The sequence below is a fragment of the Agromyces salentinus genome, assembly GCF_009749395.1.
Lineage (GTDB): Bacteria > Actinomycetota > Actinomycetes > Actinomycetales > Microbacteriaceae > Agromyces > Agromyces salentinus.
Map to the genome: position 1 here is coordinate 64,213 of NZ_WBIR01000016.1, position 13,889 is coordinate 78,101.

A 13,889-nucleotide genomic window follows, 5' to 3' on the forward strand; every position below is an offset into this window, starting at 1 on the left:
CATGCGAGGTGTCGACCGGATTCTTGGCATGGGTGTGCCGAGGTCGTCGGTACGGAGGGCGGATGGGGCGAGCAGGTCAGGCCGGTTCGATCCGCCAGCGCTGGCTCTCGCTGCCGGCGTCGATCGCACGCTGCACGAGACGAGCTCCGTCGGCGGTGGACCCGTCGAGGACGTCGAGGCAGTGTCCGCTCGCGACGTTGACCAGTCGGTGACCGCCTCCGTCGGCCGGGACGGCGCGCCACCACTGATTCGGGCTGAACCCATCGGCCCACTGATCGAGGCGCGTCCCGTCGGCCATCGAGGTGGCCGGGTTGTCGAGCACCTTGCCGCTGCGCTGGCTGCGGATCCGGAAGGACCCGTCGTGGCCGGGCACGAGCTGCCAGCGCTGGTTCGAAGCGCCCGACCACGACCACTGGATCACCGGCGCGCCATCGTTCGTCGATGCCCATTCGACGTCCATGACCTTGCCGCTGCGCTCGTTGGCGAGCCGGCAGACCACGGGGAGCAGCGAAAGCCGAACGGTCACCCGCGTCCCCTGCGGAAGCGCGAGGACGCGGGCGTGATCGCCGAGCTCCGACGAGGCGACGGACGCGCCGTCGACCTCCAACTCGACGACGCCGCGGCGGCAGATCAGGGTGATCTCCTGTGCGACGTCGGACACGATCGTGGCGGTCGCCGTGCGCGCGTCGAGGTCCCACGCGAGCTCCTCGACGAGGACCCGGTTGCGTCCACGTACCAGCGTGATGGATCCTCTGGCGAGCTCGGGCGGGATCGCCGGCAGCAGTTCCAGCACACCCGGACGCGAGTAGACCAGTGCTTCCGCGAGGACACCGGGGATCGCGTTGGCGGCATCGGCGTTGTAGAGGTGCAGGTCGGGATTGTGCGAGGTCATGAGCGAACGCCAGACCATGTTCTCCCCGAGGATCTTGCGGAGGTTCGAGCTCACGCCCTCGCCGTCCTTCAGTCGTGCGGAGGCCAGCGCGCGATGGAGGCTGCCGTGCGCCGACCGATTCTCGTCACCCCGACGGATCAGGGCGTGCCGGGCGGCGTGCATGAGGTCCGGGCGCTCCTCGGGATTCACCTCGTGGAGTGGCCAGGCCCCGTAGAGGTGCTGCACGTGCCGGTGGTTGTTCCGGTCGGCCAGCCCGGGCCAGGACCACTCTGCGAGCGAGTGGTCGTCGTTGATGCGATAGTCCGGCAGCTGCGAGAGCAGGGCCGTCCACCTCGCGATGCCCGCTCCCGCGCCGCCCTCGACGCCGAGTTCGGTGGCGGCATCGATGGCCGCCTGGAGCGCGTGCCGACCCGCCATGATGTCGCCGGTCGCGTTGATCGAGAGCATCTGCCCGGTGTTCGACGGCGAGTTCTCCATCGAGAACGAGGGGACGAAGATGCGCTTGCCGTTCGCATCCACGCGACCCAGGAAGTCCTCGTAGAAGAGCGCGAGCTCCATCAGGGCCGGGCCGAGCCGCACACGGAGGAACTCCTCGTCACCCGTGGTCTGGTAGTACTCGAGGAGCGGGTAGAGCATCCAGTCGGCTCCGCCCGTCCAGCACTGGCCGGGGAAGCTGTCGCCGTTGAAGTGCAGCATGTGTCCGTGCTCGCCGTCGGTGCGGCTGGGGGCGAGGAAGCCCCGAGCACCGTACAGGTTGCGGGCGTTCGCACGCCAGTCGTCGAGTTGGCCGAGCACCAGGTCGAAGTAGCCGTCCATCGACGCACCGTGATCGAGGATGTTGCCGCCCGCGACCTGCAGGTTCACGTTCGCGTCGGTCGTGAAGTCGTCGGCCCAGGCGGCGTCCCAACTCCCGGCCCAGATGCCGGTGAGCCGAGGCGGCAGTATCCCGCTCGAGCTTGCGAAGTGATACCGACCCGCATCGAAGAGGCGCTCGAGCAACGCGAGCTGGAGCGTCGAACGGTCGGCGTTCTGCAGCCCGATCAGCTCGGCGGTCGGGCGGGCGCGGTCGGCGTCTGGAACGTCGAGGACGAGTCGGGATTCCCCGAACCGGTCACGATGTTGCGGCAGGTGCCGTCGCAGGAGCGCGTCGTAGTCGACCTGCAGGATTCCGAGCAGCGCGTGCACCGGCCTGCCCTCCCACTCGCTCGCGCGCTCGTAGCGCGCGAGCTTCGTGAGGAGCAGGACCTTCGCCGCCTTCGAGATGACGAGGCCGTCGGCGTTCGAGGTGATCGAGGATCCGACGCCCGTGATGACCGCCCGCGTCACGCCCTCGAACCCGAACGCGCCTCCCCCCGGGTAGACGCCCCGCAGGGCGAGGATCCCATTGCGGCCGCTCGTGGTCGCCTCACGGGTGTACCGGATGCTGTCGGGCGCCCCCTCGAGGTCGGTCGCGATGTCGAGGGCGAGGTCGACGGTCGCACCCGCCGGCGGGGTGAGCTCGTGCACCACGACACCGCTCGCCCGCGAGACGAACGCGCGCCGCCTCCAGACGCCGTGCGAGGTGCTCCAGGTGTGGGTCACCTCCCCGGTGGCGTAGTCGGTCGTTCTCGTGTAGTCCCGATACTCCGACATCGCAGGACTCGACAGGCGAAGCTCGTACGCGGGGTGGAAGCTCTGCGTCCACTTCAGGTCCCACCCGTCGGCGAAGCGAGCCGCAGCGCCCCAGTAGTCCCCTGCGATCGCGCGGTCCTGGACCTCGGCGAGTCGCGCGGCGGCATCGGGTGCCTCGATCCCGCGGGTGCCGTTCGGCAGGACGAACCGGTGGTGGTTCAGCACGATCTTCTCGAGGGCGGGGGACCCGTGGAGGATCGCCCCGAGCTCGCCATTGGCGGAGAGGAATCCGTCGGTCCATCCGGTGGCCGGCTCGGTGTCGAAGATGCCGATGGCGGGCAGGGCGAGGCCCGCCGTGGCGGAACGCGGCGCCAGCGCCGAGGCCGGGGTCGCCGGCAGCAGCGCGGCACCGGCGCCCACGGTCGCAGTCGCGATGAATCCGCGCCGCGTCAGGCTGAATCCGTCGAGCGTCGTCATGCCGGCTCGGCAGTCACGAGGCGACGAGGGACTCCGTTGGATTGCGGCCGGGCGACGGCCGAGGCGGGGTGTCGGCGCGCTCCAACCACGGGGGAGGGCGTGGAGGTGTACGGACACGGTTTCAGTTGGGACATCGTCGTCTCTTCCGATACTTGGGGATGTTGACGTCAACATCCAGATGTTGACGTCAACATATCGAAGCTCGAACCGCCTTGTCGAGCGATTTTCAGATCTCGCCGAAAGTAAACGTTGGAAAGGTGGATCTCGCCCTTATGAAACGTTTCGCGGGCCGGATCAGGGAGTGCGCCCCGCCCCACCCTCCCGGAGGGATTCCCGGTCGCCGGCGAAGGCGTGCCGTCCGGGCAGGAGGAACGCCGCGATGAGGCCGACCAAGCCGAACACCGACGCAGTGAGGAACGCCGCCGACAATCCGTCCGTGACCGCCTCGGGGCCGCCGGGCGTCGACGAGGCGCCGGCGACCTGGACCGCCACGGCGGAGACGATCGCGATGCCCAGGGCTCCCCCGAGATTGAACGAGGTGTCCACGAGCCCGGCGGCGAGGCCGGACTCGTGCTCGGGCACGTCGTGCAGTGCGGCGATCTGGGAGGTGACGAACGCCGCTCCCATGCCCGATCCGAAGAGCATCAACGGCCAGAAGAGGTCGCCGAGGAAGCTGCCCTCCGCCGGGGCGGAGGCCAGCAGGACTGCCCCGGCCACGATGAGCAGCAGCGCAGGCACCGCGACCGGCCGCATGCCGAACCGCGTCACCGCGGCCTGCCCGGCGAATGCGCCGACCACCGACATGACCGTCATCACGGCGCTCGCGAGACCGAACTCGAGGGGTGAGAAGTCGAGCACCTGCTGTGCGTACAGCGTCAGCGGGAACAGCATGCCGTCCACCGCGAGGCCGATGGCGAGGATGACGAGGTTGCCGGCGACCAGGGTGCGCATCCGGAAGATCCGCAGTGGCACGAGCGGCGCGACGGATCGCGACTCGATGACGACGAACAGCACGAGCAGGAGCGCCGCGGCAGCGAGTTGCACGAGGGTGGGCATGCCGCCCCAGCCGGCCTCCGGCGCGTTCACGATCGCCGAGATCAGCAGGCCGAGTGCGGCGGTGATCGTGAGGGCACCGGCCACGTCGAACCGGCGCACCTCCGCCCGCTCGCGGGATTCGCCGACGATCGCCGGCAGGAGCAGGAGGATGACGAGTCCGACCGGCGCGTTGATGAAGAAGACCCACTCCCAGCCGAGTCCCGCCGTGACGATCCCGCCCAGGAGCAGCCCGGCGGTCGCCCCGATGCCACCGAGCGCACCCCAGAACCCGAGCGCCCGGTTCCGCTCGACCGGGTCCCGGAAGAGCCCGATCACGATCGCCAGTGCCGTCGGCGCCATGATGGCCGCGGAGACACCCTGCACGAGTCGCGCGATGACGAGGACCGGACCGCTCCATGCGAGCCCGCACATGAGCGACGCGATCACGAAGAGCGCGGTGCCGACGAGGAAGATCCTCCGACGCCCGAGCAGGTCGCCCACGCGACCGAAGAAGAGCAGGAGGCTGCCGAAGGCCACCGCGTACCCGGTGATCACCCACTGCACTCCGGTCACGGTGAGCGCGAGGTGCTCCTGGATCGACGGAATCGCCGTGAGGACGATCGTCGAATCGAGGATGACCATGAAGAACGCGGCCCCCAGCAGGGCCAATGCCTTCCACCGGCGAGGATCGGGACTCGATGCCTCGACCGATGCGGGCTGCGGCGCCCGCTGTTCGTCCGACACGGCGACCTCCAATGGTCGGCCCGACGGCGCCGACCTGGACCATCGACGTCGGTCGACTCGTTCGTCGACTTGGGTGGAGGCTACGCCAATCTAGTCCTAAACAACAACCAAAGATGTCAAACTATGTACTCCTCGGTATCCTTGTCGAATGGCGAATCGCTCGTACCAGGACGGATGCGCCGCGGCGCACGCCCTCGACCTGATCGGTGAACGATGGGCGCTGCTCGTGGTCCGCGAACTGCTCTTCGGGCCCAAGCGCTTCACCGACCTGAGGGCCGGACTCCCGGGCGCGAGCCCGAACGTCCTCGCGCAACGACTGCGCGAACTCGACGAGGCGGGCGTGCTCCGCCGCCATAGGCTTCTCCCGCCGGCGGCGGCCACGGTGTACGAGCTCACCCCGTGGGGCCGGCAACTCGAGCCAGTCATCATCGCGCTCGGGCGTTGGGGCGGCCGCTCGCCGAGCCTGCTCCACGACGCGCGGATGAGCGCCGACTCGGTCGCACTGGCCCTCCGCACCAGCTTCAGCGCCGAGCTCGCTCGCGGGCTCAGCGCCGAGCTCGGCCTCCGCATGCACGAGGACGTCTACGTTGTGCAGGTCGCCGGCGACGTCATCCGCATCCGCCGCGGAGAGGCCGAGCACCCCGATGCCGTCATCGCCGCAGAGGTGGGCGTCATGAACGACGTGATCTGGAACGACCTCTCCATCGAGGACGCCATGAACGCCGGCGAGCTCTCGATCACGGGCGACCCCGAGCTGGTCGAGCGATTCGTCCGGCTCTTCCCCCTCCCCGAGCCGGCGGATGTCGCGGCACGCACCATGCGCTGATCCAACCGGGTCCGGGGTTCGGCGCCGAGCCCGGGAACCTACTCGGCAGGCGCCTCCTCCTCGGTGGGAGTCGGCGCCTCATCGGTCGGCTCCGCAGGGGGCGGAGTGGCCGCGGCGGGCGGGCCGAACGGCGTCCACTCGCCGTCGCTGCACTGGAAGAAGGACCACGCGACGGTGTCGATGTAGAGATCGCCGTCGGTCAGGCACTTCGCGGGCTGCGGGTCGCCCTCGCCGAGGAGGACCTGCGTGCCCGGGGCCCCGGCCTCCCCGGCGGCACCGGTCTCCCCGGTCGCGCCGGTCTTCCCTGTGGCGCCGGTCTTCCCGGTGGCGCCGGTCTCGCCGGTGGCGCCCGTCTCGCCGGTGGCACCCGTCTCGCCCGTGAGGTTCTCGGCCGCACTGGTGCGGATGTTCCCGACGACCGTCCACTCGCCGTCGTCGAACAGGTACACGTCGGAGTTCGCGAGGTCGATGTACACGTCGCCCTGGTATCCCTTGCCCGCTTCGGGCACGCCCGTACCCGCACGAACCGCCGAGCCGGCGGGCAGGATCTCCTCGAGCGCCTCCTCGTACGCGGCGTCGTCGGCCTCGGCCGTGGGCGTCGGCGTGGCGACCGCCTCGACCGCGTCACCCGACCGGGCCAGCGAGGATCCGAGGAACGCCGCCACGAACGAGAGCAGCACGACCGCCACGCCGACCCAGATGAGCGCCGCCGTGCTGACACCGGCCGCCTTCTTCTCCGCCGGGGGCGAGCCCGCCGTGCCCGCGGCATCCGTCGCCGTGGTTCCGGATGCGGGCTGCGGGGTCCCGGGCGATGCCGGGGGCGTGCCCTGCGGGTTGCCGTCGTCGCTCATGTCGTGCCCCTCCACGCCGTGCGCTCGCACCCGACTCGTGGATCCACGGAGGCGGAGCGCATCGCGCTCATGCTAGTGGCGAGGGGCAGTACGGGAACAGGCCCCCGTCCAGATGGACGGGGGCCTGTTGCGCCGTGGAGTGGGCGGATGCCTCAGACGGCCGGCTTCGAGTCGCCGTCGATCGCGGCGGCATCGTGGTCGGATGCCTCGGCAGCTGCCTGCTCGTCGTCGGACTCGATCGTCTCGTCGGCCTCCTCGAGCACGTCGGGAGTGTCGGCGGTGTCGGGCTGCTCCTGCTCGGATGCGTCGGCCGCGGCATCCGTGCTCTCGATCTCGACGACCTCGATCGTCGCGACCTCGGCGACCTCGGCGACCTCGGCGACCGGGGCCTGGTAGCCGGGAGCGTCCTCGGGGAACGCCTCCTCGCCGAACGCGAGGAAGTCGAAGTTCACGTCGATCTCGGCGCGGTCGAGGAGGTCGGTCATGCGACGCTGGCGATTGCGCGGGATGAGGGTGACGACGCGTCCCTCCTTGCCGGCACGGCCGGTGCGCCCGGCGCGGTGCAGGTAGGTCTTGTACTCGTCGGGCGCGTCGGCCTGGATCACGAGGTCGATGTCGTCGACGTGGATGCCGCGTGCCGCGACATCCGTGGCGACGAGCACGTCGACGCGGCCCGAGGTGAGCTGCTGCAGGTTGCGCGTGCGGCGCGACTGGTTCAGGTCGCCGTGCAGGGCGACGGCGCGGATGCCGTAGTCCTCGAGGTGCGCGGTGAGGTCCTCGGCGAACGCACGCGTGCGGCTGAAGACGAGGGTCTTGCCCCTGCGGTTCGCGAGCTGGGCGACGATGTCGCGCTTCTCGCGGTTCTCGATGACGAACACGCGGTGCTCGATCGTCGACGAGGCCTGGTCTTCGCCGGCGACCTCGTGCACGGCCGGGTCGACGAGGAACTCGTCGACGAGCGTGGCGACGCCCTGGTCGAGGGTGGCCGAGAAGAGGAGCTTCTGGCTGCCCGCGGCGGTGCGGCGGAGGATGCGCTGCACCGGCTCGAGGAACCCGAGGTCGCACATGTGGTCGGCCTCGTCGAGCACGGTGATCGCGATCTCGCTGAGGTCGAGGCGGCCCTGCTCGATGAGGTCCTCGATGCGGCCGGGCGTTCCGATCACGATGTCGACGCCGCGCTGGAGGGCACCGACCTGGCGGCCCTGGGGCACGCCGCCGTAGATCTGCGTGGTGAAGAGGCCGACGCTCTGCGCGATGGGCTGCACCGTGCGGTCGATCTGCAGTGCGAGCTCGCGCGTGGGGGCCAGGATGAGCGCGCGGGGCTTGCGGCCCATCTGGCGCTTGCCGCCGGCCTTGCCCGACTGGGACCAGAGCGTCATGAGGCGCTCGACCGTCGGGGCGCCGAAGGCGATGGTCTTGCCGGAGCCGGTCTTGCCGCGGCCGAGCACGTCGCGACCCTCGAGCACGACGGGGATCGTCGCGGCCTGGATCGGGAACGGCGCCGAAGCACCGAGCTCGGCGAGCACGCGCACGACGTTCTGACCGAGGCCGAGGTCGCCGAAGCTCACGCCGTCGACGTCGCCGGCCTGGATCGCCTCCGCCTCGAGGCGCTCGAGCACGACGTCGTCGTTCGGGGTGAAATGCGCGCCGGCATCCTTCGCCGGGTAGAAGCTCGACGGACGACGAGCGGAGTCCTGGAAGCCGGGACGCTCGACGTCGCGGCGGGCGGGACGCTCGGTGCGGTCGTTGCGGTCGAACGAACGGGCCGGGCGGTCGTTCCGGTCGTTCCGGTCGAACGAACGCGCCGGGCGGTCAGTGCGGTCGAACGAACGGGGCGCACGATCCGTGCGGTCGTTCCGGTCGAACGAACGGGGTGCACGGTCGTCACGGTCGAACGAACGGGCAGGACGGTCGTTGCGGTCGCTCCGGTCGAAGGAGCGCGCCGGACGGTCGTTCCGGTCGTTCCGGTCGAACGAACGCGGTGCACGGTCGTCACGATCGAAGGAGCGCGCCGGACGGTCGTTGCGGTCGTTCCGGTCGTTCCGGTCGAAGGAACGGACAGGACGGTCGTTGCGGTCGTTCCGGTCGAACGAACGGGGTGCACGGTCGTCACGGTCGAACGAACGCGCAGGACGGTCGTTGCGGTCGTTCCGGTCGAACGAACGGGGTGCACGGTCGTCACGATCGAACGAACGCGCAGGACGGTCGTTGCGGTCGAACGAACGGGGTGCACGGTCGTCACGATCGAACGAACGCGCAGGACGGTCGTTCCGGTCGTTCGAACGGGGTGCACGGTCGTCACGATCGAAGGAACGCGCCGGACGGTCGTTCCGGTCGTTCCGGTCGAACGAACGCGGCGCACGGTCGGTGCGGTCGTTCCGGTCGAACGAACGCGCGGGGCGGTCAGTGCCGCCATTGCGGTCGTACGAACGCGGCGCACGGTCGTCACGATCGTTCGAACGCGCGGGGCGATCGTTGCGGTCGAACGAACGGGGGGCGCGCTCGTCACGGCCGTCGCGATCGGCACGGTGCGGCGACCGGCCCGCGGAGACGCGCTCGTCGCGCGACCAGCGGTCCTTGGCGCGGGGGGCGTCGACCTCTTCGGGGCGGTGGCCGCGGTGGCCGGCGCTGCGCGAGCCGGGCTTGGTCGCGGACTTGCCGCCCTTCGCGTACGACGGGTCGAAGTTCTTGGCGGGTCGGCCGCCGGCGGGCTTCTTGTTCTTGGGCATGGCGATGCTTTCTGGGTTACTTCAAGTACATGGCAGATCCGCCGCGGGGCGGCGCGCTGAGAACCCGGAACATCGTCGACCGGGGCCGTTCACATACGGTGACTATTCGAGGGCGACTGCCCCGAAACCGGCCCCTGGACTCACAAACCCATCCGCACGAACCCGTGCGGTGTCCAGAACCGACCTCTCAACGATAGCGGATGCCGCTGGGAAACCGCCGAGCCTGCCCGCCGCCGACCGCGCAGATGAGACTCGCTCGCCTTCGAGTTGGCCGCGCGCCGCACGCGGAGTAGCATCACTGCACCCCTGAACCCGGAGCCCTGGTGACCTCGACCCGAAACGCAGGCGGCTCCGGCATCCGCGCGCGGCGGATCCTGGTGGCCGTCGCCGCCGCCCTCGTGGCCGTCGTCGGCGTGTCCGCGCTCTCGGGCTTCCACCGTCAGCTGCGTGAGATCGACCCCTCGGGTGCGGATGCCGCGAGCGAACTCACGACCCCCGCGGTCGTGGGCATCCGCACGTTCGCGCCGCCTGCCGGAATCCTCGTGGACGAAGACCTGGAGTACGGCGTCCGTGACGACGGCACCGTCCTGACGCTCGACGTCTGCCGTCCGGGGTCCACCCCCGCCGAGGCGGCACCCGTCGCGGCGGCCGAGTTGACGACCGACGGCGCGGCCGCGCTGCCCGCGGTCATCTCGATCCACGGCGGCAGCTGGGCCCGCGGCGACAAGGCGAACGCCGACTGGCGCAACGTCTGCATGTGGCTTGCGAGCGAGGGGTTCGTCGCGGCATCCGTCAACTACCGCCTCGTCCCCGAGGTTCGCTTCCCGGCGGCCATCGAGGACGTCGCGCTGGCCGTGGAATGGCTGCGCGCGCCCGAGCAGCTCGACCGCTTCGGGCTCGACCCCGCACGCATCGGCGCCTTCGGCGGTTCGGCGGGCGGCAATCTCGCGGCGCTGCTCGGCACACGCGGCGAGGGCGCCCTCGACGCGGGTTCCCGCGTGGCGGCGGTGGCCGAGCTCTCGGGGCCGGTCGGACTCACGACCGACGAACTGGCTGCCGACGGGGCCTCGACCTGGCTGCGCGGCATCGTGGCGACCTACCTCGGCTGCGAGGCCGATGCCGACGACGACGCGTGCCCCCAGGCGACGGATGCCTCGCCCGCACCCTTCATCGACGCGAGCGACCCGCCATTCCTCATCGGCCACGCCGAGGCCGAGGCGGTCCCGCTCGGACAGTCCCGCCGTCTCGCGGCGAACCTCGCCGAGGGAGGCGTCCCCGTCGAGCTCGCCGTCGTGCCCGGGGCGGAGCACTCGATCGGCATCCTCGACGAGGCGATGCGCGCCCGCGTCGCGGCGTTCCTGCACGCGCACCTCGGCTGATCGCCGCGTCCGACCGGCACGCGGCATCCGCCTGGCACGCGGCATCCGCCCGTGGCAACCGCTCGACCCGAGGCGACGCGAGATGCGATCATCGGCGGGAGCCGTTCAGCCGAGGAAGGCGCAGATGACGCACGAGGATTCCCCCATCCGGGTCTCGAGGCACGAGTGGCGCCTGATCGCCATCCGCACCTGGCACGAGTTCCGCATCAACCAGTCGGCCGACATCGCGTCGGCGCTCACGTACTACGCGGTGCTGACGGTGTTCCCGGCCACGCTCGCAGGCCTGGCCATCCTCGGCGCGTTCGGCACGGCGCAAGAGGTGACCCGCGACGTGCTGGCAGTCGTCTCCGACCTGGGCGGGGGCTCGATCGTCGGCGCCCTCGGCCAGCCGATCGAGCAACTGCTCGACGCCTCGAACCAGTGGTTCGCGATCATCGTCGGCCTCGCCGGCGCGCTGTGGACCACGTCGGGCTATCTCGGCGTCTTCGGGCGCGGCATGAACCGCATCCTGAACGTCGGCGAGGGGCGCGCGTTCTGGACCTCGCGTCCGCTCATGCTCCTGACCGCCGTCGCGGTGCTCGTGCTCGGTGGGGCGATCGGCCTGCTCCTGCTCCTCAGCGGGCCGATCGCGGATGCCGCCGCGCGGACGCTCGGGCTCGACGAGGGCGTGGTCTTCTGGTGGGACCTCGCGAAGGTGCCCGTCGTGATCGCCCTGGCGGCGGTGACCCTCGCCCTCCTGTACTGGGCGACGCCGAACGTGCGGCGCCGGAATTTCCGGTGGTTCAGCGTCGGCGCGACCGGGGCGCTGCTCGCGTGGGCGATCGCGACCGCGCTGTTCGGCTGGTACGCCCTGAGCTTCGGCACGTACGAACGCAACTACGGGGTCCTCGGGGTGGCCGTGGCGTTCATGCTCTGGTTCTGGCTGTCGAACCTCGCGATCATGTTCGGCGCGGTGCTCGACACCGAGGTGGAGCGGGTGCGCCAGCTTCGCTCGGGCATCCCGGCCGAGGAGCACCTCCACCTGCCGCTCCGCGACGATCGGATGATCCGCAAGAACCGGCAGCAACGCGAGGCGGATGTGCGCGCGGCCGCCGAGCTCCGCCCGCCTGCCGATACCGAGACGTTCGTGTAGCTCGAGCCGCGCCGCGCCGCGGGACGCCGCGAGCGCGGACGGGCCGGGCCTCCGGCCGAGTGGCGCCGACCCGGCGCACGGGATGACCCGCCGCGCCCCCAGACCGAGGCGCGGCGGGCCGCTCGTGGGACCCGACTTCGATGAAGCGCGGCCCCGGGGTTCGGGGTCCCCGGGGCCGCTTTGGGTCCGCCTCCTCCGCGCGCGTCGCCGGCACGCGGGGAGACGGAGTCAGTGGTGCACGGAGTCGCCGTGCAGGTTGCCGTGCAGTTCGCCGTGCGGCACGGCGTCCTCGCCGGCATCGGTCGCGGCGAGGGCGGGTGTCGCCAGGGCCGCGACGAGCGCCGCCCCGATCACCATGCCGATGGCCGTTGCGGCCGGCCCGCCGGAGCGCCGGCCCCGGACGGCGCCGACCTCGACCGGAGGGCGCCCGGATGCGGCATCCGTCGGCCCTCCGCGTCGGCTCCGCACCGTCGCCGCGGCACCGACCGCGACGACCACGACGAACAGGTCGGCGACGAGCAGGGGCAGCACCGCGATGCCCACCGCCGGGGCGGCGCCCGAGGCGATGACCGCCCCGGACGCCGCGATCAGCACCAGCGACACGAGGAGCGTGACGCCGGGGGCGGGCACTCGAGCCGCCCGCAGTGCCGCCACGCCCCAGCCGAGGGCGGCGAGGCCGCTCCCGACGAGGACGACGGCCGCCGCGGTTCCCCAGCCCGATGAGCCCAGGGCACCGGCGCCCACCGCGGTGAGCACGAGCCCGGCGCCGAGGGCGGCGAACATGGGCCAGCTTCGCGTGAGGACCACCAGTGCCAGCACGGCCGGCTCCCTAGGCCGTCGCCGTGCGGTTCGAGGAGACCGCGCGCTCGGCTCCGACGCCGACTCCGAGCAGCACGAGCGCGCTCGCGAGGTGCAGGAAGTGGTCGGCCGTATTCAGCGCGAGGATGTTCGCGGCGGTGCCGGCCAGGAAGAACCCGACGATGCCGAGCAGCAGGTACGCGGCCCCGACGACCGAGTTCGTCGCCTTGGCGGCACGGGTGCTCGCGATGCCGGCGATGAGCAGCGCCGCACCGATCAGCAGATGCGCGATGTTGTGCAGCGGGTTCACCTCGAAGATGCCGAGCAGCAGCCCGCCATCGGTGGCGATGAAGCCGACGCCGCCGGTGACGGCGAAGCCCAGCAGGCCGACGACCAGGTAGACGGCACCGAACACGACGCCGACGATGCGATTGACAGAGCTTCCCATGATGATTCCTCCTCAGGTGGCGCAGCGGATGCCGCGACGATGACGTTCCGTTCCGGTGCGGGGTGCTCCACCGATCGGCGGAGCACCCCGCGAGGCGGCTACATGGCCGGCATCAGCACCGTGTCGATGAGGTAGACGGTCGCGTTGGCGGTGTGCACGCCGCCGCAGATGACCGCGGCGTCGTTGACCATCAGGTCGTCGCCAGAACCGGTCACCTCGACGGTGCCGCCCTGCACGGTCGTCAGCGTGCCGGCGACCTCATCGGGCGAGAGCTGGCCGGGCACCACGTGGTACGTGAGGATCGACGTCAGGGTCTCCGAGTCGGTCTTCAGCGCCTCGATCGTGGCGGGATCGATCTTCGCGAAGGCGTCGTCGACCGGAGCGAAGACGGTGAACTCATCGCCGTTCAGGGTGTCGACGAGGTCGACGTCGGGGTTCAGCTGACCCGAGACCGCCGCGGTGAGCGTGGTCAGGATCGGGTTGTTGGATGCCGCGACGGCCACCGGGTCCTCGGCCATGCCGGCGACCGAGCCCTCGCCGTCCGGGACGGCTTCGGCGTAGGCGGCGCAGCCGGTGCCGACGAGGTCGGCTGCCGGGTCCATGGCCTCCTCCGTGGGGGCGGCGGCCTCTTCGGACATGGTGGGCTCCTCGGACTCCGCCGAGGTGCTGCCACCTGCGCTGCAGCCGGCGAGGCCGAGCATGGCGACGGCCGTGATCGAGAACACGGCGAGTGCGGTACGGGTGCTGCGGATCGATCGCATCGGATCTCCTCCTTCGTAGTGGACGGCCCGGAGCGGGTCGACAGGAGGGATTCGGAGGGGGTTCGCGATCGGATTGGACGGATTTCCGGATTCCTCCGAACCAATCGGTTCGGGCGTCGGCTCCGAATACCAGGTGACACTCGAAACGAGGTGCCCCCTGTGACCGCCTTTCCCGTCGATGCACCGGCCGGTGCCGACCACGCCCC

At 71.0% G+C, this 13,889-nt stretch carries 9 protein-coding genes and 1 pseudogene; 3 read left to right on the forward strand and 7 right to left on the reverse strand.

Translation table 11 applies throughout. The annotated features are described in order from the left end of the window. Positions 1 to 76 precede the first annotated feature (76 nt). Together GQQ95_RS14460 and GQQ95_RS14465 are read right to left on the reverse strand one after the other, a co-directional pair. Positions 77 to 2,980 (reverse strand): glycosyl hydrolase family 95 catalytic domain-containing protein, encoded by a 2,904-nt coding sequence (locus GQQ95_RS14460; RefSeq protein ID WP_157428373.1) that lies wholly within the window; start codon positions 2,978 to 2,980, stop codon positions 77 to 79. A gap of 294 nt (positions 2,981 to 3,274) precedes the next feature. After that, on the reverse strand, positions 3,275 to 4,759 hold the full coding sequence (locus tag GQQ95_RS14465; RefSeq protein WP_157428374.1) for an MFS transporter: 1,485 nt from the start codon (positions 4,757 to 4,759) through the stop codon (positions 3,275 to 3,277). Positions 4,760 to 4,907: 148 nt separating this feature from the next. Between GQQ95_RS14465 and GQQ95_RS14470 the strand changes: the two genes are divergently transcribed. Next, positions 4,908 to 5,585 (forward strand): winged helix-turn-helix transcriptional regulator, encoded by a 678-nt coding sequence (locus GQQ95_RS14470; protein ID WP_157428375.1) that lies wholly within the window; start codon positions 4,908 to 4,910, stop codon positions 5,583 to 5,585. A 38-nt stretch (positions 5,586 to 5,623) separates the two neighbouring features. On the opposite strand, the gene GQQ95_RS19480 is transcribed toward GQQ95_RS14470, so the two are convergent. Continuing rightward, a complete protein-coding gene (locus tag GQQ95_RS19480; RefSeq protein ID WP_157428376.1) occupies positions 5,624 to 6,436 on the reverse strand; it encodes a hypothetical protein in 813 nt (270 codons plus the stop codon). 419 nt (positions 6,437 to 6,855) lie between these two features. Continuing rightward, a pseudogene (locus GQQ95_RS14480) lies at positions 6,856 to 9,165 on the reverse strand (DEAD/DEAH box helicase); the annotation flags it as partial. Positions 9,166 to 9,488: 323 nt separating this feature from the next. On the opposite strand from GQQ95_RS14480, the gene GQQ95_RS14485 reads away from it, so the two are divergent. After that, entirely contained in the window at positions 9,489 to 10,544 is a 1,056-nt protein-coding gene (locus tag GQQ95_RS14485) for an alpha/beta hydrolase (RefSeq protein ID WP_170297077.1), read from the forward strand. Positions 10,545 to 10,668: 124 nt separating this feature from the next. Further along, complete coding sequence (locus tag GQQ95_RS14490; protein WP_170297078.1) at positions 10,669 to 11,676, forward strand: YihY/virulence factor BrkB family protein; 1,008 nt, start codon at positions 10,669 to 10,671, stop codon at positions 11,674 to 11,676. Positions 11,677 to 11,904: 228 nt separating this feature from the next. Here GQQ95_RS14490 and GQQ95_RS14495 read toward each other — a convergent pair whose 3' ends face one another. From GQQ95_RS14495 to GQQ95_RS14505, 3 genes are all read right to left on the reverse strand, one after another. Further along, positions 11,905 to 12,495 carry a hypothetical protein gene (locus GQQ95_RS14495; RefSeq protein WP_157428380.1) on the reverse strand — a complete coding sequence of 197 codons (591 nt, stop codon included), beginning with the start codon at positions 12,493 to 12,495 and terminating at the stop codon, positions 11,905 to 11,907. A gap of 10 nt (positions 12,496 to 12,505) precedes the next feature. Further along, on the reverse strand, positions 12,506 to 12,922 hold the full coding sequence (locus tag GQQ95_RS14500; protein ID WP_157428381.1) for a DUF4383 domain-containing protein: 417 nt from the start codon (positions 12,920 to 12,922) through the stop codon (positions 12,506 to 12,508). A 98-nt stretch (positions 12,923 to 13,020) separates the two neighbouring features. Next, positions 13,021 to 13,683, reverse strand: a complete 663-nt coding sequence (locus GQQ95_RS14505) for a fasciclin domain-containing protein (protein WP_157428382.1) — start codon at positions 13,681 to 13,683, stop codon at positions 13,021 to 13,023. Positions 13,684 to 13,889 lie beyond the last annotated feature (206 nt).